This window comes from Vibrio sp. Vb1755 (assembly GCF_033338635.1).
GTDB classification, from domain to species: Bacteria; Pseudomonadota; Gammaproteobacteria; order Enterobacterales; family Vibrionaceae; genus Vibrio; species Vibrio alginolyticus.
Map to the genome: position 1 here is coordinate 58,400 of NZ_JAWOTA010000010.1, position 19,742 is coordinate 78,141.

At 45.8% G+C, this 19,742-nt stretch carries 19 protein-coding genes; 12 read left to right on the forward strand and 7 right to left on the reverse strand.

The features are described from left to right. The first annotated feature begins 215 nt into the window (after positions 1-215). The 5 genes from leuA to R7E00_RS11300 all read left to right on the forward strand — a co-directional run bounded on the left by leuA (position 216) and on the right by R7E00_RS11300 (position 6,264). Complete coding sequence (leuA, locus tag R7E00_RS11280; RefSeq protein ID WP_005379685.1) at positions 216-1,763, forward strand: 2-isopropylmalate synthase; 1,548 nt, start codon at positions 216-218, stop codon at positions 1,761-1,763. A gap of 82 nt (positions 1,764-1,845) precedes the next feature. Beyond that, a complete protein-coding gene (gene leuB / locus R7E00_RS11285; RefSeq protein ID WP_017820268.1) occupies positions 1,846-2,937 on the forward strand; it encodes a 3-isopropylmalate dehydrogenase in 1,092 nt (363 codons plus the stop codon). A 194-nt stretch (positions 2,938-3,131) separates the two neighbouring features. After that, the gene (gene leuC / locus R7E00_RS11290) at positions 3,132-4,532 is read left to right on the forward strand and encodes a 3-isopropylmalate dehydratase large subunit (RefSeq protein WP_005383069.1); all 1,401 of its coding nucleotides are present in this window, start codon (positions 3,132-3,134) and stop codon (positions 4,530-4,532) included. A gap of 11 nt (positions 4,533-4,543) precedes the next feature. After that, entirely contained in the window at positions 4,544-5,146 is a 603-nt protein-coding gene (gene leuD, locus R7E00_RS11295; RefSeq protein ID WP_005383071.1) for a 3-isopropylmalate dehydratase small subunit, read from the forward strand. A gap of 335 nt (positions 5,147-5,481) precedes the next feature. Next, the gene (locus R7E00_RS11300) at positions 5,482-6,264 is read left to right on the forward strand and encodes a DUF547 domain-containing protein (protein ID WP_005383074.1); all 783 of its coding nucleotides are present in this window, start codon (positions 5,482-5,484) and stop codon (positions 6,262-6,264) included. A 140-nt stretch (positions 6,265-6,404) separates the two neighbouring features. On the opposite strand, the gene djlA is transcribed toward R7E00_RS11300, so the two are convergent. Continuing rightward, positions 6,405-7,259: a co-chaperone DjlA gene (gene djlA / locus R7E00_RS11305; RefSeq protein ID WP_203345702.1), complete on the reverse strand. Its 855-nt coding sequence runs from the start codon at positions 7,257-7,259 to the stop codon at positions 6,405-6,407. A 266-nt stretch (positions 7,260-7,525) separates the two neighbouring features. On the opposite strand from djlA, the gene lptD reads away from it, so the two are divergent. From lptD to apaH, 6 genes are all read left to right on the forward strand, one after another. After that, positions 7,526-9,871, forward strand: coding sequence for an LPS assembly protein LptD (lptD, locus tag R7E00_RS11310; protein ID WP_258482089.1), 2,346 nt, complete (start codon positions 7,526-7,528; stop codon positions 9,869-9,871). A 59-nt stretch (positions 9,872-9,930) separates the two neighbouring features. Next, a complete protein-coding gene (gene surA / locus R7E00_RS11315) occupies positions 9,931-11,214 on the forward strand; it encodes a peptidylprolyl isomerase SurA (protein ID WP_005379672.1) in 1,284 nt (427 codons plus the stop codon). Continuing rightward, positions 11,204-12,202 (forward strand): 4-hydroxythreonine-4-phosphate dehydrogenase PdxA, encoded by a 999-nt coding sequence (gene pdxA / locus R7E00_RS11320; RefSeq protein WP_005383085.1) that lies wholly within the window; start codon positions 11,204-11,206, stop codon positions 12,200-12,202. The genes surA and pdxA overlap by 11 nt, the downstream gene beginning before the upstream one ends. Then, positions 12,199-13,008: a 16S rRNA (adenine(1518)-N(6)/adenine(1519)-N(6))-dimethyltransferase RsmA gene (gene rsmA / locus R7E00_RS11325; protein ID WP_005379669.1), complete on the forward strand. Its 810-nt coding sequence runs from the start codon at positions 12,199-12,201 to the stop codon at positions 13,006-13,008. Before pdxA ends, rsmA begins: the two co-directional genes overlap by 4 nt. A 75-nt stretch (positions 13,009-13,083) precedes the next feature. Then, a complete protein-coding gene (gene apaG, locus R7E00_RS11330; RefSeq protein ID WP_005379668.1) occupies positions 13,084-13,464 on the forward strand; it encodes a Co2+/Mg2+ efflux protein ApaG in 381 nt (126 codons plus the stop codon). Positions 13,465-13,479: 15 nt separating this feature from the next. Continuing rightward, on the forward strand, positions 13,480-14,286 hold the full coding sequence (apaH, locus tag R7E00_RS11335; RefSeq protein WP_005379667.1) for a bis(5'-nucleosyl)-tetraphosphatase (symmetrical) ApaH: 807 nt from the start codon (positions 13,480-13,482) through the stop codon (positions 14,284-14,286). Positions 14,287-14,555: 269 nt separating this feature from the next. Here apaH and folA read toward each other — a convergent pair whose 3' ends face one another. From folA to rplU, 6 genes are all read right to left on the reverse strand, one after another. After that, entirely contained in the window at positions 14,556-15,035 is a 480-nt protein-coding gene (gene folA / locus R7E00_RS11340) for a type 3 dihydrofolate reductase (protein ID WP_005379666.1), read from the reverse strand. Between the two features lie 9 nt (positions 15,036-15,044). Beyond that, positions 15,045-15,518, reverse strand: coding sequence for a threonine/serine exporter family protein (locus R7E00_RS11345; RefSeq protein ID WP_005379665.1), 474 nt, complete (start codon positions 15,516-15,518; stop codon positions 15,045-15,047). Continuing rightward, entirely contained in the window at positions 15,518-16,318 is an 801-nt protein-coding gene (locus tag R7E00_RS11350) for a threonine/serine exporter family protein (RefSeq protein ID WP_005379664.1), read from the reverse strand. Before R7E00_RS11350 ends, R7E00_RS11345 begins: the two co-directional genes overlap by 1 nt. A gap of 196 nt (positions 16,319-16,514) precedes the next feature. After that, the gene (gene cgtA, locus R7E00_RS11355; RefSeq protein WP_005383091.1) at positions 16,515-17,690 is read right to left on the reverse strand and encodes an Obg family GTPase CgtA; all 1,176 of its coding nucleotides are present in this window, start codon (positions 17,688-17,690) and stop codon (positions 16,515-16,517) included. 212 nt (positions 17,691-17,902) lie between these two features. Continuing rightward, the gene (gene rpmA, locus R7E00_RS11360) at positions 17,903-18,160 is read right to left on the reverse strand and encodes a 50S ribosomal protein L27 (RefSeq protein WP_005383095.1); all 258 of its coding nucleotides are present in this window, start codon (positions 18,158-18,160) and stop codon (positions 17,903-17,905) included. A 20-nt stretch (positions 18,161-18,180) separates the two neighbouring features. Further along, complete coding sequence (gene rplU / locus R7E00_RS11365; RefSeq protein WP_005383096.1) at positions 18,181-18,492, reverse strand: 50S ribosomal protein L21; 312 nt, start codon at positions 18,490-18,492, stop codon at positions 18,181-18,183. Positions 18,493-18,748: 256 nt separating this feature from the next. Between rplU and ispB the strand changes: the two genes are divergently transcribed. After that, on the forward strand, positions 18,749-19,720 hold the full coding sequence (gene ispB, locus R7E00_RS11370; protein WP_047101929.1) for an octaprenyl diphosphate synthase: 972 nt from the start codon (positions 18,749-18,751) through the stop codon (positions 19,718-19,720). Positions 19,721-19,742: the final 22 nt, after the last annotated feature.

Below are 19,742 nucleotides of genomic sequence, written 5' to 3' on the forward strand. Positions count from 1 at the left end.
AATTATGTGGAAAGCTTAACAACTATGTCAGCGCATTTTTCTATCCTGCTTAGCCTCCTCCTGATCGTGACCAGTTCGCGCGGGTAGGCTGTGGAAGAAAAATAACCACACCAATTTCTAAGAACCCGCATGAGAATGCGGGTTTTTTTATATCTAAATACTGGAAGTAAACGATTCACTTGCGCAAAAGTGCAGAAATCAGGAAGGAAGCAAACATGAACGATCAGGTCATTATATTCGACACCACATTGCGTGATGGCGAGCAAGCGTTGTCAGCAAGCTTGACGGTTAAAGAAAAACTGCAGATTGCCTATGCGCTGGAAAGACTCGGCGTTGATGTTATCGAAGCTGGCTTCCCAATCTCTTCACCAGGTGATTTCGAGTCTGTACAAACCATCGCAAAAAACATAAAAAACAGTCGAGTTTGTGCCCTTTCGCGTGCCGTTGCGAAAGACATTGATGCTGCCGCTGAAGCATTAAAAGTGGCTGACCAATTCCGTATTCACACGTTTTTAGCCACTTCCACCATTCACGTAGAAGACAAACTACGCCGCAGCTACGACGATGTACTAGAAATGGCAGTCAACGCCGTTAAACATGCACGTAACTACACTGATGATGTCGAGTTTTCTTGTGAAGATGCTGGTCGTACTCCAATCGACAACCTATGTCGCATGGTAGAAGCCGCCATCAATGCAGGTGCGAGTACAATCAACATTCCAGATACCGTTGGCTACACCGTACCAAGTGAGTTTGGTGGGATTATTGAAACCCTATTTAACCGCGTTCCGAACATTGATAAAGCGATCATCTCCGTTCACTGTCACGACGATTTGGGGATGTCAGTTGCCAACTCTATTGCCGCCGTTCAAGCTGGCGCACGTCAGATAGAAGGCACGATCAATGGCATTGGAGAGCGAGCGGGTAACTGTTCACTTGAAGAGATCGCAATGATCATCAAGACTCGTCAAGAGTTTTTGGGCGTTCACACTGGCATTAAGCATGATGAAATTCACCGCACCAGTAAGTTGGTTAGCCAGCTATGCAATATGCCTATTCAAAGCAACAAAGCAATTGTGGGTGCAAATGCGTTTAGCCACTCTTCAGGCATCCACCAAGATGGCATGTTGAAGAATAAGAATACCTACGAAATCATGACCCCTGAGTCTATTGGCCTAAAAAACCAAGCTCTGAACCTAACCAGCCGCAGCGGTCGCGCTGCCGTGAAGAGCCATATGGATACCATGGGTTACAACGAAGACGAGTACAACCTAGACGCGCTGTATGCGGATTTCTTGAAACTTGCTGATCGCAAAGGCCAAGTGTTCGATTACGACCTAGAAGCCCTAATGCACTTCTCGAACTTGCGTGAAGAAGATGACTTCTACAAATTGAGCTACCTAAGCGTGCAGTCTGGCAGCGTAATGGCTACCACCAGCATCAAAATGCAATGCGGTGATGAAGAAATGTGTGAAGCAGCGGTCGGTAATGGCCCAGTTGATGCGCTATACCAATGTATCTACCGCGTGACAGGCTACGACATCGTTCTGGATAAATTCGACCTAACCGCGAAAGGTGAAGGTGAAGATGGTTTGGGTCAAGCAGACATCATTGCCAACTACAAAGGTCGCAAATACCACGGTACGGGTGTTTCCACCGACATCGTTGAGGCTTCCGGCCAAGCATTATTGCACGTTATTAACAGCATTCATCGTGCAGATAAAATCGAAGAAATGAAGCAGAAAAAGATTGCGACTGTGTAATAACAACCGGGCTACACGGCTCAGGAAAGAACACGCTCGTTGAATTAATTAAGCTCAAAATTAGAAAACTTAAAGGATTAACATGACAGACAAATCGTACAAAATTGCCGTCCTACCCGGTGACGGCATTGGCCCGGAAGTAATGGCGCAGGCACATAAAGTATTGGATGCAATCGAAAAGAAACATGGTATTGCGTTTGAGCGTGACGAGCATGATGTCGGTGGTATCGCGATCGACAACCACGGTTGCCCACTTCCAGAGAGCACAATAAAAGCATGTGAAGAGTCTGATGCAGTCCTATTCGGCTCGGTTGGCGGCCCTAAGTGGGAGCACTTACCACCAAACGACCAACCTGAACGTGGTGCCCTACTTCCACTACGCAAACACTTCCAACTGTTCTGTAACTTACGTCCAGCGCAAATTCACTCAGGTCTTGAAGCTTTCTCACCGCTACGTGCAGACATCTCGGGTCGCGGCTTTGACATCGTGGTAGTCCGTGAACTGACGGGTGGTATCTACTTCGGCCAACCGAAAGGTCGTGAAGGTGAAGGCGCAACAGAAAAAGCATTTGATACTGAGGTGTACCACCGCTTTGAGATCGAACGTATTGCAAAAATCGCTTTTGACTCTGCTCGTCTACGTCGCAAGAAAGTGTGCTCTATCGACAAAGCGAACGTTCTACAAAGCTCTATCTTATGGCGTGAAGTAGTCGAAGAAATCGCAAAAGACTACCCAGATGTCGAGTTGTCACACATGTACATTGATAACGCGACTATGCAGCTTATCAAAGACCCTGCTCAGTTCGACGTAATGCTGTGTTCAAACATCTTCGGCGACATCATTTCTGATGAATGTGCGATGATCACAGGCTCTATGGGTATGTTGCCATCAGCAAGTCTAAACGAAAGCAAATTCGGTCTGTACGAGCCAGCAGGTGGCAGTGCACCAGATATCGCAGGTAAGAACATCGCTAACCCTGTGGCACAAATCCTGTCTGCGGCACTGATGCTACGTTATAGCCTAGGTGAGGAAACGGCGGCACAAGACATCGAAACGGCAGTTTCAAAAGCGCTATCAGCGGGGGAACTAACGGGTGACCTTGCTGGTGACAACCCAGCACTTTCGACGTCTGAGATGGGCGATAAGATCGCTGAGTACGTCTTAAACTCTTAATACAAAACAGATTCATAATAAATACTAAATCCTCGGTCAACCAATGGCTTTCCTCTAAGTCATTGGTGCAATAGCAAGGCAGCAAGCCCATTTATATTAAGGCGTTTAGTTCGCTAAATAAGCTAAATAACTGGATAAACGGGTGTCGCTAACGCAGTTATTGCGGCAACGGCGATGAGGAAAGGAAGCAAACAATGGGCAAAACATTATACGAAAAAGTCTACGACGCACACGTTGCCGTCGCAGCAGAAGGGGAAAACCCAATCTTGTACATCGACCGTCACTTGGTACACGAAGTGACGTCTCCGCAAGCATTTGACGGCTTGCGTGAAAAAGGTCGTAAAGTGCGTCAGGTCAGCAAAACTTTTGCCACCATGGACCACAACGTTTCGACAACCACCAAAGACATCAACGCATCGGGTGAGATGGCTCGTATCCAGATGGAAACGCTATCGAAAAACTGTGAAGAGTTTGGCGTTACGCTTTACGACATCAACCATAAATACCAAGGTATTGTGCATGTTATGGGCCCAGAGCTTGGTATTACCCTACCGGGCATGACCATTGTTTGTGGTGACTCGCACACGGCTACACACGGTGCATTCGGCTCTCTCGCTTTTGGTATTGGTACATCAGAAGTTGAGCACGTATTAGCAACTCAAACGCTAAAACAAGCGCGCGCCAAAACGATGAAGATCGAAGTAAAAGGCAAAGTGGCTCCGGGCATTACTGCGAAAGACATTGTGCTAGCCATCATCGGTGAAACGACAGCAGCAGGCGGTACAGGCTACGTAGTTGAATTCTGTGGTGAAGCGATCACTGACCTTTCAATGGAAGGCCGCATGACCGTATGTAACATGGCGATAGAGCTAGGTGCGAAAGCCGGTTTGATTGCGCCAGATGAAACCACGTTCGAATACATCAAAGGCCGTAAATTCTCACCTCAAGGTGCCGACTTTGATGCAGCAGTAGAATACTGGAAGACATTAAAAACTGACGATGATGCTCAGTTTGATGCAGTCGTGACACTAAACGCAGCGGATATCAGACCACAAGTCACTTGGGGTACTAACCCAGGCCAAGTGATCGCAGTAGATCAACCTATCCCAGCACCAGAAAGCTTTGCCGACCCAGTAGAAAAAGCATCGGCAGAAAAAGCTTTGGCTTACATGGGCCTAGAGGCAGGCAAGTCATTGTCTGATTACAACGTTGATAAAGTCTTCGTTGGTTCTTGTACTAACTCACGTATCGAAGACATGCGCGCAGCCGCTGAAGTAGCGAAAGGTCGCAAAGTCGCGCCTCACGTTCAAGCGCTAATCGTTCCTGGCTCTGAGCAAGTAAAAGCGCAAGCAGAAGCGGAAGGCTTGGACGTTATCTTTAAAGAAGCGGGCTTTGAGTGGCGCCTACCAGGTTGCTCGATGTGTCTAGCAATGAACAATGACCGTTTGGGCCCACATGAACGTTGTGCGTCTACTTCAAACCGTAACTTTGAAGGCCGCCAAGGTCGTGATGGCCGTACCCACCTAGTGAGCCCTGCGATGGCAGCGGCAGCAGCAATTGCTGGTCACTTTGTAGATATTCGTGAACTAGACTAAGGAGCAAACCAATGTCAGGCTTTAAACAACACACAGGCTTAGTTGTTCCTCTAGATGCAGCGAACGTTGATACTGATGCCATCATTCCAAAGCAGTTCCTACAAAAGGTCTCCCGCCTAGGGTTTGGTAAGCACCTATTCCATGACTGGCGCTTCCTAGACGATGCTGGCGAACAGCCAAATCCAGAGTTCGTGATGAACGCACCTCGCTACCAAGGCGCGTCTATCTTGCTGGCTCGTGAAAACTTCGGCTGTGGCTCATCTCGTGAGCACGCACCGTGGGCACTAGCGGATTACGGCATCAAAGCGATGATCGCACCAAGCTTTGCCGATATTTTTTACGGCAACTCGATCAACAACCAAATGGTGCCAGTTCGTTTGACTGAACAAGAAGTGGATGAAATCTTCCAGTTTGTTGAGGCAAATGAAGGTGCAGAAGTCGAGGTCGACCTAGAAGCGAATGTCGTTCGTGCCAACGGCAAAGAATATGGTTTTGAAATCGATTCGTTCCGTCGTCATTGCTTGCTAAACGGTTTGGACAACATTGGCCTAACCCTTCAACACGAAGATAAGATTGCTGAGTACGAAGCGAATATTCCAAGCTTCTTGCGTTAAGACGCGTTAGTAAATACACAAATCAAGGGCTGGCAATTGTCGGCCCTTGATTTGTTTTGGGTGACTGATCTCATATCGCTTTGCTTACAGAATACCGAACGCCTCTGTTGAAATTCGTCATCCTGAACAGCGACGAAGGAGCGTGATTCAGGATCGACTACCAGAGCGCACTGTACAGATTCATACTGTCTTTACTCAAGAGTTTGTGGGTATTAGATTCCTGATATCGCTTATGCTCCTCGGAATGACAGCGAATAAAGGCCACTGATTACTGAAAGAAAACAAGCACTAAACTGGTCTACACTATCAACAATATCTCATTCAAAGGTATCTCTATGAAGCGTCTGTTATTGCTGTTGTGTGCTCTGGTTTCTTTCTCGACATTGTCCGCGCCTAAATCCGACTTATGGCCATATTGGAAACAATCGAATCAAGCCAACCAAACCCAAATTTCTCATCAAGAATGGCAACAACTGCTCGATACTTATTTAGTTGAACAAGGCGAGAATACCTTGTTTCGTTATAGCCAAGTCTCCTCTGTCGATAAAACTAAGCTGAAACAATACATCCAGCGTTTGGCAAAACTAGACCCTCTACAATACAACCAAGCAGAGCAATATGCCTATTGGGTAAACCTTTACAACGCCATCACGGTAGATCTTATTTTGGATAACTATCCAGTCGAATCAATCACCAAGCTAGGTGGTTTATTTAGCTTTGGTCCTTGGGGAGACGATGTGGTCGTGGTCAATGGGAAGGATCTAACTTTAAACGATATTGAACATCGAATTTTGCGTCCAATTTGGAATGACCCAAGAACGCATTACGCGGTTAACTGTGCCAGCCTAGGATGCCCTAATCTGCAATCTCAAGCATTCACTGCTGACAACACGCAAGCTCTACTGGATAGTGCCGCCAAAACATTTATCAACAGCAGCAAAGGCGTATCTATCCAAGGTAACACGGCACAGCTGTCTTCTATTTATGATTGGTTTGCAACGGACTTTGGTGGAGAAAAACAAATCTTCAAACACATCGCAAAGTATGCTCCGCAATACAAAAACTTCTCTGGCAAAGTGAAATACGAATACGATTGGGACTTGAATCAAGCCAACTAAACTGGGGGGATGTGAGGTCAATTAGCATTAGGGACATGATAGGCCAAAAGCTAAAGACACAGGCAACTCAAAGACTAAGACATGAAAAAGGGCACTGAGTGCCCTTTTTTACATCCAAATGTTTGATAGAAAACGTCCGACTACTTAAAGCCTTTAACCTTCTTAATAAGATCGTAAGCGTTTTGAATCTCTTGAGATTTCTCTTTCGCGACGTTCATCATCTCTGGTGGTAAACCTTTAGCCATCAATTTGTCCGGGTGATGCTCGTTCATCAATTTACGATAAGCACGCTTGACGGTTTTACTGTCTGCATCTGAAGACACATCCAGAATTTTGTACGCGTCGGCCAACTGATCCGCTTGTGAAGCTTGTTGCCAGCTACCACCTGAAGATTGGCCTTGGTGCTGACCATGAAAACCGCCCTGGCTTTGGAAACGAAATGCGGCTTCTTGCATTTGCAAACGACGCTCTAATTGCTCAGAAGAGAAATCCAAACCACGTGCAATCTTGTGTAGTACATTTCGTTCACTCGGGTGGATCGATCCATCGGCAAAGGCCGCCGAGATTTGCAGCTCTAAGAAAAATTGCAACAAGTCAAAGCGACCAGCTGTCGAAATTTTCACACGAACAAGAACATCTTCTAACGGAAAGTCGCTGTCTTTACCTTCACGAAACGCGTCTTGCGCTGCGCGACGCTGTTCGCCATGCAAATTCATGCGGTCCATCATGGCTGAAGCCAGTTGGATTTCCTCTTTGGTGACTTGGCCTTTCGCTTTTGCCACATGTCCCATTACCGCAAACGCCGCTTTAAAAAACTCTTCTTGGCGCTGAGCTTGACTTGGCCCTTTTCCAAAGCCGCCAGTAGAGAACCCGGCTTGACTCAAGCGACGTGCTTTATCGAATTGATGGCCAATAAATAAGCCAAAGAGTAAACCTAGTGGCCCGCCAAGTAACAAGCCAAAAAAGGCACCCAGAATTTTGCCAAAAATATGCATTATGTGTTCTCTATCAATGAATTTTTATCGACGACGGCGGTCTTATAGTGCCGGATGCAACGATTTCCTTTATGATAATGGAATTAGTTTTATTTCGGCTAGGCCATTTCGCCTGCTTATCTTTGCAGCTATTTTGTCGTCATTATGCCACAGTGAATCAATACGCTGGGATAAATGCGACTATAGTTGATTCATTTGGCTATTACGCTAGGGTACAACAAGCCCTATAGCCATCGAGTAGTAGTGACACAGGAAAGTTCAATTCAATGCAACATTTCTCCCGCACATTTTTAGCGGCCTCTATCAGCACCGCCTTGTTTGTACCCACCACTCAAGCTGAAGCGAATATCCATGATAGTGTGCAGGAAATGCCCGCCACAGATCAATGTTTGGTCGATACAAGTGGCGAGGAGGACGCTCTTAATACCCCAGTAGTGGTAGAAGCTGACACCCTGCAAGCCATCAATGGTGACAAAGCTCAGTACTCAGGTAATGTACAAGTCACCCAAGGCCAGAAGAAAATTACCGCAGATAGCGTAACGCTGCACCAACAAGACAACGTCGTGGTTGCCGAAGGCAACGTGACTTTCAATGACGGCCAAGTCAAAGCTCGATCTGATCGTGTTACTAACGACATTAATCAAGATACGTTTTCACTTGAGAACACCGATTATCAGTTCCTTTGCCAACAAGGCCGAGGCACTGCAGCCTATATCGCTCGCACAGGTCAGTCGGTTTATGAACTCGAAGATGGCTCTATCACATCGTGCCCTCAAGGCGATAATTCATGGCGATTGGTTGCGTCAGGCATCGATGTTGACCAAGATGAAGAGACAGCGACGCTGCACCATCCTCGATTTGAAGTGTTAAATGTGCCTGTTTTCTATGTGCCGTATCTAACCATGCCAATTGGAGATACGCGTAAAACGGGTTTCCTCTTCCCTTCTTTATCGTACGGTTCTAGTGATGGTATGGAAGTCGAGGTGCCATTCTATTGGAACATCGCGCCTCAATATGACATGACACTCACCACGCTCTATATGCAGCAACGTGGTACAAAACTCGATACTGACTTCCGCTACCTAACAGATGGTTGGGGAAATGGAGAAATCAAAGGCGAATACCTCAATAGTGATCGCAAATATCAGGACGAGTCTCGTTGGGGCTACCAAGTTAAACACGACGGTATCATCAATAAACAGTGGATAGTCAAAGTCGATTACTCAAAAGTGAGTGATATTGATTACTTCCTCGATCTCGACTCCGACATTGGTAACCGTGAAGATGGTCAACTGGTTCAAGAAGGACAAGTACAATATCGTTCTGACTTCTGGGATGCCTCGTTAACCGTTCGTGACTTCCAAATCTTATTGAAAGAAGAGAACCGCCCTTATCGCCTGCTTCCTCAGTTAGACTTGAACTACTACACGCCATTGTGGGGAGACTACCTTAACTTTGACGTGAAGAGCCAAATCAGCCGCTTCGATACCAGCGATGCTGCGCGACCAAATGCGACCCGTGTTCACATTGAACCAGGGCTTACATTGCCACTCTCAAACTCATGGGCAACGTGGACAACAGAAGCGCGTGTGCTCTCTACGTATTACTCTCAAGACTTAACGGGTTTGACTGATGTAAACTTGCAAAACCAGTTGGATGATGAAGTTTCTCGTGTTATTCCTGAGTTCCGTACGCATGCGCAACTTTACTTAGAGCGAGATACAAGCTGGATCAAGGGCTACACACAAACACTGGAGCCTCAGCTGCAGTACTTGTACGTACCTGAAGAAGATCAAACCAACATCTACAACTACGATACCACCTTGCTACAAACCGACTACTACGGGCTATTCCGCAGTCGTAAGTACAGTGGCATTGATAAAATCGCCTCGGCGAACCAGTTAAGCTACGGTGCGAGTACTCGCTTCTTTGATGATGACTATAAAGAGCGTCTTAACGTTTCATTTGGTCAGATTTACTACTTCGATAAAAAGACCAAACTGAGCAACAGCCCAAATCTTCCGGATGAGACAACCAATTACTCATCATGGGCGATTGAAGCTGATTTCAACTACAACGATTACTTGTTCTATCACGGTGGAATTCAATACGATATTGATTTGAGCTCCATGCAGTTGGCAAACAGTACCTTGGAATACCAATTCAACGGCGGCTTTATTCAGGGTAACTATCGCTACGTTACGCGTGAATACATCGAAGATACGATCATTCTCGAAAACCTAGACACAATTACTCGTAAAGGTATTTCTCAAGCAGGTATTGTAGCGGCCTACGAGTTCAACCCGAACTGGTCTGCGAGTGGTCAATACTACTACGACCTCAATGAAAATGCGGACCTAGAATGGTTAGCGAGCCTACGTTACCAATCTGACTGTTGGTACATTGGCGTCACTTACTCAAACCAATTGCTTGGTTGGGAAGACCAAGCTATCGGCAGCACCGGGGCATCACCTGAATACGAAAATAACTTCAGCGTTAACTTCGGTATTCAAGGCTTTGCGACTAACCAGCGTGAAGACACTGCTGTCAAAGAACTGGATGGTTCTGACAACGCGATTAAGTACGGCCGCCCATTCTATCTGAACAATTAATCAAAATAGGCGTCTTAAATGAATAAGACGCCTATTCAAAAATACTGACGGAATTTTAAATGAAAATTTGGAAATCAATCTTATTCACGACCCTACTCTCTTGCGGAGCGGTTGCAGCACCAGTAGAGATCGATAAGGTTGCGGTCATCGTGAATGACGGTGTAGTTCTACAAAGCGACATCGAAACAGCGATGAAAACGCTGCAAGCCAACGCTCGTCAAAGTGGAAAGAGCTTACCTTCTACCAGCGTGTTAAAAGAACAAGTCGTTGAAAAACTTATCATTGATACGTTGCAAGGCCAAGAAGCAGACCGTATTGGTGTGCGTATTGACGACAACCGTTTAAACCAAGCGATTGCAGAGATCGCACGTAATAATGAGCAATCGGTAGAACAACTCGCTGCTTCTGTAGAAAGTGAAGGTTTAAGTTACCCAGAATTCCGCGAACAAATTCGTAAGGAAATCGCCGCATCAGAAGCTCGCAATGCACTGGTTCGTCGCCGTATTAATATCCTTCCAGCAGAGGTCGATAGCCTTGCTGAGCAACTATCACAAGAAACCAATGCGACTGTTCAATACAAAATTGGACACATTCAACTGCGCTTCTCTGACGATAAAGAAAAGTCAGCTGTAGAAGCAGAAGCTAAAGCGCTCGCGAAAAAGCTAAACGAAGGTGCAGACTTTACGGAGATGGCCTACACCTACTCAAAAGGTCCTAAAGCTTTACAGGGTGGTGATTGGGGATGGATGCGTAAAGAAGAGATGCCAACCATCTTTGCTGATCAGATCAAGATGCAAAACAAAGGCAGCATTATTGGTCCATTCCGTAGTGGCGTTGGTTTCCACATCCTAAAAATAGAGGATGTAAAAGGCCTAGAAACGGTTGCGGTAACGGAAGTAAATGCGCGTCATATTTTGATTAAACCAACAGTGATTCTGAGCGACGAAGGGGCGAAGAAGCAACTGAATGAATTTGTACGCCGCATCAAAGCCGGTGAAGCAACGTTCGCTCAATTGGCAACACAATACAGTCAAGATCCTGGCTCGGCAGCACAAGACGGTGAACTAGGTTATCAAACACCAGATCTTTACGTGCCAGAATTCAAGCACCAAGTAGAAACTCTGCCAGTTGGCTCAATCAGCGAACCGTTCAAAACCGTTCACGGCTGGCATATCGTTGAAGTGTTGGATCGTCGCCAAGTGGACCGTACTGACTCAGCGATGAAGAACAAAGCTTACCGTATTCTATTTAACCGTAAATTTAATGAAGAAGCGGGCGCATGGATGCAAGAGCTACGCGCAAGTGCGTTTGTTGAAATCGTGGATGACAACAATGACAACTAATACAATTCGTAGAATTGTCGTAACCGCAGGGGAACCTGCGGGTATCGGCCCAGACTTAGTGCTTGCCCTATCGAAAGAAGATTGGGCGCACCAAATTGTCGTCTGTGCCGATAAGAATATGCTGACGGAGCGAGCCAAGCAGCTTGGCATCGAAGTCCAACTGTCTGATTACAATCCAGAAGAAGCACCTAAAGCACAAAAAGCGGGCACGCTTATCGTTGACCATATCCAAATATCGGAACCTGCGGTCGCAGGCGAGCTCAATGAAGCGAATGGCCACTATGTACTAAAAACGCTAGAAAGAGCAGCTTTAGGCTGTATGAATGATGAATTTGATGCTATTGTCACCGGCCCTGTTCATAAGGGGGTGATTAATCGCGCAGGTGTTGCATTCAGTGGTCATACTGAATTTTTCGCCGAGAAGTCACAAACGCCGCTAGTCGTAATGATGCTAGCAACGGAAGGACTACGCGTGGCGCTGGTTACAACACATATTCCTTTAGCTTATGTGTCCAAAGCTGTCACCGAAGAGCGATTAGAAAAAATCATCGATATTCTTCATAAAGACCTTGTAGAAAAGTTTGCTATCGCACAACCAAACATCTACGTTTGCGGGCTTAACCCTCATGCTGGCGAAGATGGCTGCTTAGGTCGTGAAGAGATCGAGACCATCACTCCGACACTGGAAAAAATTCGACAAGAAAAAGGTATCAACCTGATCGGCCCTCTGCCGGCTGATACCATTTTCAATGAAAAATATTTAAATGATGCTGATGCTGTTTTAGGCATGTACCATGATCAAGTATTGCCAGTATTAAAATACAAAGGCTTTGGTCGTTCAGTAAATATTACTCTTGGTCTACCTTTTATTAGAACATCGGTGGACCACGGTACTGCATTAGATCTGGCAGGGACAGGTCAAGCGGATACAGGGAGTTTCCGAACAGCGCTCACGCATGCGATAGATTTGGTAGAGAAGAAACAATGAGAAATGATGTCCATTTAGGGCACAAAGCGCGTAAACGTTTTGGTCAAAACTTCCTGAACGATCCATACATTATTGATGGAATCGTATCAGCGATTAACCCAAAACCAGGTCAAAACCTGGTTGAAATCGGTCCTGGTCTTGGTGCAATCACTGAGCCAGTAGGTCGTGAAGTGGATAAGTTCACAGTTATCGAATTAGACCGCGATCTGGCGGAACGCCTACGTACTCACCCTGAACTGGCAGATAAGTTGACCATCCATGAGGGTGACGCTATGCGTTTTGACTTCACTCAACTAGTGAAGCCAAACAACAAGCTGCGCATTTTTGGTAACTTACCATACAACATCTCTACACCATTGATGTTCCACCTTTTTGAGTTCCATAAAGACATTCAAGACATGCACTTTATGCTGCAAAAAGAAGTGGTAAACCGCTTAGCCGCCGGCCCTGGCAGCAAAGCTTACGGCCGTTTAACGGTAATGGCTCAGTACTACTGTAAAGTGGTACCGGTACTGGAAGTACCGCCAACGGCATTCGTTCCACCACCGAAAGTGGATTCTGCCGTTGTTCGTTTAGTGCCTTACGAAGAGCTGCCATGCCCGGCGAAAGATCTGCGTTTGCTCGATCGCGTTTGTCGTGAAGGCTTTAACCAACGTCGTAAAACAGTTCGTAACTGCTACAAATCGTTGTTAAGCACAGAAGTACTAGAAGAGCTAGGTGTTAATCCAAGCATGCGTCCAGAGAACCTGACGCTAGAACAATTCGTCGCAATGGCGAACTGGCTTGCGGATAACCCGCAGCACTAAGAACTCAAACAATAAGCCAAACCCTTGTAGGTTTGGCTTATTATTATTGGGATATTACGTTTCTGAGGAGTGCACATGGACGTCATTCAACCTTGCATCAAAATTCAAGTTCACACCAAATACATCGAAGAACAGTCCAACCCAGAGCTACAACGCTACGTTTTCGCTTATATCATCACCATCAAAAACCTTAGCCAACAAACCGTACAGTTAGTGAGCCGCCGCTGGCTAATCACAGACTCGAACGGCAAGCAAATGACGGTTGAAGGTGACGGAGTGGTAGGCCAGCAGCCCTTTATTCCAAGCAATGATGAATACACGTACAGTAGCGGAACCGCGTTAGAAACCCCTGTCGGCGTTATGCAAGGACACTACAAAATGCTGGATGAGAAAGGGCAAGAGTTCATCACCGAAATTGAACCATTTCGCTTGGCTGTTCCAAATGTTTTAAATTAGTAAATTGGAGATTCAGTGGCTACCTATATTGTTGGTGACATCCAAGGCTGTTTTGATGAATTGCAGCGACTACTAGAAAAAGTATCTTTCTCTGCGAAAAAAGACCAACTTTGGCTTGCTGGTGATTTGGTCGCCAGAGGGCCTAAATCACTAGAAACGTTACGCTTTGTGAAGTCACTTGGCACAAGCGCAATCGTCGTGCTTGGTAATCACGACCTTCACCTTCTTGCAGTGGCTCACGGGATAAAAAAGGTCAAAGACAAAGATAGAACCGCACCTATTTTCACGGCCCCTGACAAAGAGGAACTACTGACATGGCTAGCTCAGCGACCTCTATTGGCCGAGCATGACGAGTTCGTGATGTGTCACGCTGGCATATCACCGCAGTGGAATCTAAAAACAGCGAGAAAGTGTGCCCGTGAAGTTGAGCGCATCATCCAAAGTGAAGAGCTGCCTTGGCTATTAAAAAACATGTACAGCAATCAACCTGATTCCTGGGATGACTCTCTACAGGGTTTGGACCGATACCGTTATATTATCAATGCTTTTACGCGGATGCGCTTTTGTTTCCCTGATGGTCGTTTGGATATGGATTGTAAATTGCCACCGCAACAAGTTTCCGGTAACGAACTTATTCCATGGTTTGATGTGCCTAAACGTATCCACTTAAACAAAGCGGTGCTCTTTGGGCACTGGGCTGCACTACAAGGCTATATGAACAACGAAGTCATCGGGCTAGATACTGGCTGCGTTTGGGGCGGAAGCCTAACCATGATCCGTTGGGAAGATAAGAAAATTTTTACTCAGGATGCGTTAAGTTAAACACTGAATAACAGTCGATAATCCATAGTAGGAAGAATACTTGTCACTTAACACCCCCTGTAGGGTCATTCCAACGAGCCTTAACGAGACTAGGAATCTAATATCCTCGCGCTGCGAATAGATAGAAATACCTTTGACAACAAGGTACTCGTATAGAGGCTCCTGAATCTCGCTCTTTCGTCGCTTTTCAGGATGACGGTAGGTTGGGATGGCCGCTCGCTGTTACACGAACGGCATTACCGTATTAACTACGCGGTGTTAATCTCGAATTACTTTTCTAACACAGTAAAGCGCATGTTGTAGGCGTTCTTCTCATCGGCTTGATACATTTCTGAGTAAGTTTCCTTAAACTCGTCTCCCCAATCTGGGAACTGAGTATCACCATCAATGGCCGCTTCAATGTGTGTTACATACAGTTTATTGGCCATAGGCAGACAAGTGGTGTAAATCGCACCACCACCAATGATCATCACTTCTTCCACATCACCTGCGACTTCCAGAGCCTGCTCAATCGATGTTACGGTAGTGACGCCTTCGATCTTTAGTGTCTCATCACGGCTAATAACAATATTCAAGCGACCTGGTAAAGGGCGACCAATAGACTCATAGGTTTTGCGTCCCATCACAACCGGTTTTCCCATGGTACAACGCTTAAACCAAGCGAAATCGGCGGGAAGATGCCAAGGCATTTGATTGTCTTTGCCAATGATGCGATTGTCGGCCATAGCGGCAATCATACTAATGATCATGTTAGGTCCTTATACAATTGGTCTGCGGCGATAGAATAACAGCCCTGGAACCGCAAGACCAACAGCTAAACCTGCAATAATAAACATGGCCTTAAGAAAGTTTTCCATACAGGTTGCGACAAGCTCGGGTGAGTAGCCAACATGATTGATTTCTACCATAGCGATCATTGCTTTGTACGCAAACACACCCGGCACCATCGGGATCAAAGCAGCCACAGTAAACACTTTTGGATGCGCGAGAAAACGGTGAGACCAGTACACACCAATCATCCCAACTAACGTCGCAGCAAAAAAGGTTGCCCACTCAATAGGAATGCCAAACTGCATCATCAAGTAGCGGCTACCATGACCAATCGCGCCACCAACAGCGCAATACACTAAAGCTCTTTGTGGTACGTTAAAAACCAATGCAAATCCTACAGCGGGAATCGCCGCAAAAAACATGTCATTCAAAAGGCCAAACATCAAATCAAATAAACTCATTAGATAGCCCACCCCCAAATTCCAGTTACACTCATCGCAGCAACGATCCCCAAACATGTCGCCAACGTTAGTAAACTAGCCATCACAAATCGAGCAATCCCCATATTAATGTGGCCTTTCAACATATCTGCGACAGAGTTAATGAGTGGGAAACCAGGTACAAGCATTAATACTGACGATGCCATTGCTACGGTAGGTAGATTACCGATTTGGTAAATTTCCGCCTGTGCTGAAATTAAGGTGGTCACAAAAGCGGTCGCAGCAAAGTTCAATAGAGGGTTGAAATGACGATGACCAATTTCTTGGCGAACGATCATGCCACCAGCTGAAGCTAAAAAGGTCATAATGAATACTCCCCAATCACCACCAGCTAGATGACTGAATGCCGCACAAGACAAGCCAATCATAAACACCACCAACCAGCGGTTATAACGCTCTGGACTGATAGCGTTCAGCTTTTTCTGCGCCATGGTTGAATCGAGCAAACCACGTTCCATCATGATACAGATTCGTTGAATTTGCGTAATAACGCGCATATTGATGCCACGATCAGCGCAGCTTCGGGTGGTGGTGATGCAATGCCCATCCATTACCGTCGTCACAACCAATGCATTAGCTGATAGTGCTACCGCAACTTCATTCACCCCACAAGCAAGGCCAATACGACGCATAATATCGCTCACAAGAGTACTTTCAGCACCATGAGCAAGTAGCATTTGTCCGGCTTGGGCGACAAGACGAGAAATCGATCGTTGAGTAGATACCGCCAACTCTCTAGGCGGTATGGTTTCTAGAGTCATAAATAAGTCTAATTCCTTTTAGGGTGTTACTCATTCATACGCGCGAGGGCCAAACTAACCCTCAAAAAAACACGACGTATCAGTTATTGTGCCGTAAATCACATCACCTAAATATGATTTAGATACAAAAAAAGCCGCAATAGATAATTGCGGCTTAATGAATTATAGGCAAACAGGCATTGTTTGACCGTTCTGATTAGTCACGAACGTAGACAACGTGACCGTCATCTTCTTCATCGTCCCAGTCATCCCAATCGTCGTCGTCATCTTCAGTGATAACGTCTTTACCCGCCATCGCATCTTTATGGTAATCATCCCACATGAAGTTAACTTTATCTTCTTCAGCCACTTCTTCCTCTTCGCGAGGTAGGTTATCCATAAAGTCAGCCAGTTTGTAACAAAGCTCTTTAGTACCGTTACGATTGATCGCCGAGATCTTAAAGTACTCGTCTTCCCAACCTAGTGCGTCTAAGATTTCTTGGATCTTCTCATTCGCTTCTTCTTCAGGCATTAGATCAACTTTGTTGAACACTAACCAACGCGGCTTACTTGCCAGTTTTTCGCTGTATTGTTCTAGTTCATCAATGATCGTCAATGCATTTTGCACCGGATCGGACTGATCAATTGGCATAATATCGATCATGTGCAGCAACACTCGACAACGCTCTAAGTGCTTCAAGAATCGAATACCAAGGCCAGCGCCATCTGCTGCACCCTCGATCAAACCAGGGATGTCTGCAACAACAAAACTTTTCTCTGGTACGACACTTACGACACCCAAGCTTGGGATCAAAGTCGTGAATGGGTAATCAGCGACTTTCGGTTTTGCTGCTGATACTGCGCGGATAAAGGTTGATTTACCAGCATTAGGTAGACCAAGCATACCCACATCAGCAAGAAGCAATAGCTCAAGGCGAATTTCGCGTACTTCACCCTTTGTACCCAATGTTCTCTGACGAGGCGCGCGGTTTACTGAAGATTTGAAACGCGTGTTACCTAGACCGTGCCAACCGCCTTTCGCGATCATCACTTTCTTACCGTGTTCAGCAACTTCCGCCACGATTTCATTTGTGTGGATATCCACAGCGCGCGTACCCACAGGTACACGAAGAACGATGTCTTTACCACGCTTACCGGTACAGTTACCACCGCGACCGTTTTCACCACGCTCAGCTTCGTAGAAGCGCTGGAAACGGTAATCAATCAGGGTATTTAGGTTTTCATCGGCTTGGATATAAACATCACCACCGTCACCGCCATCACCGCCATCAGGGCCACCTTTAGTGATGAATTTTTCACGCCAGAAACTGACAACGCCACTACCGCCATCACCAGCCTGAACTTTTACTACCGCTTCATCTACGAACTTCATCTTTTACTCCGACTACTTCGTGCGTGGATTAAATCTTACTATGTCATCCGACAATTTTAGCAGATGACAGATCTAAGCTCCCAGATTCAAATCGCTTAGGATCTTAGCGAGAAACTTCGATATGTCGACTGCCACAAATAAAAAACCCCGCCGATTCGGCAGGGCTTTTGAATTCAGCTTAAAGCTATTAAGTAATTTGGTTAAAAACCTAATTACTCAGCTTCGATGCTTACAAACTTACGGTTCTTAGGACCTTTCACTTCGAACTTCACTTTACCTTCAGTAAGAGCGAATAGAGTGTGGTCTTTACCGATACCTACGTTGTTACCAGCGTGGAACTTAGTACCACGTTGACGAACGATGATGTTACCTGCAAGTACAGATTCACCACCGAAACGCTTAACACCTAGACGTTTGCTTTCTGAATCGCGGCCGTTACGAGTAGAACCACCAGCTTTTTTGTGTGCCATTGTTAAACTCTCCTAATAGATTAAGCGTTGATACCAGTGATCTTCACTTCAGTGAACCACTGACGGTGACCCTGTTGCTTACGAGAGTGCTTACGACGACGGAACTTAACGATTTTAACTTTATCGCCACGACCGTGTTGTACAACTTCAGCAACAATTTTGCCGCCCTCTACAAGAGGAGCACCAACTTTGATGTCTTCGCCGTTAGCAACAAGAAGAACTTTATCAAATTCTACAGTTGCACCAGTTTCAACGTCTAATTTCTCTAAACGAAGAGTTTGACCTTCGCTTACACGGTGTTGTTTACCACCAGATTGGAAAACAGCGTACATATTTTACTCCGCTTTTTCCGCACAGCCTTTCTTGAGGGTGTGCGCTAAACTAATCATCAATAGGGCGCAGATTCTACAGAATAGATGCTCCTATGACAAGCCATATTTTGAAAAAATTGGCGAAAAGCTAATCGCCAAAGAAAAGTGCGGCAATCATGCCCTTTAGTAATGTATTAATCAACGTTTTTTAGTGTATTATTCGACAATTATATAAATCGAATAAGCCTTGCAGGGTCTAACTTCAGCCGGATATACGATGGATTTTAAAACTATCCAAGCGCTTACTGCCGATGACATGGCAAAAGTGAATGAAACAATTCAAGCCCAACTTAATTCTGATGTCTCTTTAATCAACCAGCTCGGTTTTTATATCGTGAGTGGTGGAGGCAAACGTCTAAGACCGCTTTTAGCGATACTGTCAGCCCGTGCACTTGGTTACCAAGGCAATGGTCATACAATGGCAGCTGCGTTTATTGAGTTCATCCATACAGCGACTTTGCTGCATGATGACGTGGTAGATGAATCAGACATGCGCCGTGGTAAAGCCACTGCGAATGCAGCATTTGGCAATGCGGCTAGCGTATTAGTTGGGGACTTTATCTATACACGCTCATTTCAGATGATGACGGAACTAGGATCCATGAAGATCCTTAAACTAATGAGCAATGCCGTAAACGTGATCGCCGAAGGTGAAGTACAGCAGTTGATGAACTGTAACGACCCTGACACGACAGAAGAAAGCTACATGCAAGTCATCTACTCTAAGACTGCGCGCTTATTTGAATCCGCAACTCAAATCGGTGCGATCTTAAATGACGCTCCTGAGCATGTGGAAATTGCAATGCAAAATTACGGTAAGTATCTAGGCACTGCGTTTCAGCTCATTGATGACGTCATGGATTACACTTCTGATGGCGAAGACATGGGTAAAAATGTGGGTGATGACTTGGCCGAAGGCAAGCCAACTTTACCTCTACTCCATGCTATGCGTAATACCACACCAGAAAACGCCATCATGATTCGTGAAGCAATTGAGAAAGCGAATGGCATGGATCGCTTAGAAGAAATTCTTGCGGTCATGAAAAAAGCAGGCTCTCTGGAATACACAACGCAAAAAGCTCTAGAAGAAGCAGACAAAGCAATCGCAGAACTATCAGTGTTGCCAGAGTCTGAATACAAACAAGCGCTTGTTACTCTGGCTCATGTCGCAGTACAACGCACGAAGTAATCAATAGCTACCCATAACGCAA

What these genes read in the sequence shown, in the direction of transcription:
- leuA (WP_005379685.1), top strand. Translation starts at nt 216, where the DNA reads ATGAACGATCAGGTCATTATATTCGACACCACATTGCGTGATGGCGAG.
- leuB (WP_017820268.1), top strand. Translation starts at nt 1,846, where the DNA reads ATGACAGACAAATCGTACAAAATTGCCGTCCTACCCGGTGACGGCATT.
- leuC (WP_005383069.1), top strand. Translation starts at nt 3,132, where the DNA reads ATGGGCAAAACATTATACGAAAAAGTCTACGACGCACACGTTGCCGTC.
- leuD (WP_005383071.1), top strand. Translation starts at nt 4,544, where the DNA reads ATGTCAGGCTTTAAACAACACACAGGCTTAGTTGTTCCTCTAGATGCA.
- R7E00_RS11300 (WP_005383074.1), top strand. Translation starts at nt 5,482, where the DNA reads ATGAAGCGTCTGTTATTGCTGTTGTGTGCTCTGGTTTCTTTCTCGACA.
- djlA (WP_203345702.1), bottom strand. Translation starts at nt 7,259, where the DNA reads ATGCATATTTTTGGCAAAATTCTGGGTGCCTTTTTTGGCTTGTTACTT.
- lptD (WP_258482089.1), top strand. Translation starts at nt 7,526, where the DNA reads ATGCAACATTTCTCCCGCACATTTTTAGCGGCCTCTATCAGCACCGCC.
- surA (WP_005379672.1), top strand. Translation starts at nt 9,931, where the DNA reads ATGAAAATTTGGAAATCAATCTTATTCACGACCCTACTCTCTTGCGGA.
- pdxA (WP_005383085.1), top strand. Translation starts at nt 11,204, where the DNA reads ATGACAACTAATACAATTCGTAGAATTGTCGTAACCGCAGGGGAACCT.
- rsmA (WP_005379669.1), top strand. Translation starts at nt 12,199, where the DNA reads ATGAGAAATGATGTCCATTTAGGGCACAAAGCGCGTAAACGTTTTGGT.
- apaG (WP_005379668.1), top strand. Translation starts at nt 13,084, where the DNA reads ATGGACGTCATTCAACCTTGCATCAAAATTCAAGTTCACACCAAATAC.
- folA (WP_005379666.1), bottom strand. Translation starts at nt 15,035, where the DNA reads ATGATCATTAGTATGATTGCCGCTATGGCCGACAATCGCATCATTGGC.
- R7E00_RS11345 (WP_005379665.1), bottom strand. Translation starts at nt 15,518, where the DNA reads ATGAGTTTATTTGATTTGATGTTTGGCCTTTTGAATGACATGTTTTTT.
- R7E00_RS11350 (WP_005379664.1), bottom strand. Translation starts at nt 16,318, where the DNA reads ATGACTCTAGAAACCATACCGCCTAGAGAGTTGGCGGTATCTACTCAA.
- cgtA (WP_005383091.1), bottom strand. Translation starts at nt 17,690, where the DNA reads ATGAAGTTCGTAGATGAAGCGGTAGTAAAAGTTCAGGCTGGTGATGGC.
- rpmA (WP_005383095.1), bottom strand. Translation starts at nt 18,160, where the DNA reads ATGGCACACAAAAAAGCTGGTGGTTCTACTCGTAACGGCCGCGATTCA.
- rplU (WP_005383096.1), bottom strand. Translation starts at nt 18,492, where the DNA reads ATGTACGCTGTTTTCCAATCTGGTGGTAAACAACACCGTGTAAGCGAA.
- ispB (WP_047101929.1), top strand. Translation starts at nt 18,749, where the DNA reads ATGGATTTTAAAACTATCCAAGCGCTTACTGCCGATGACATGGCAAAA.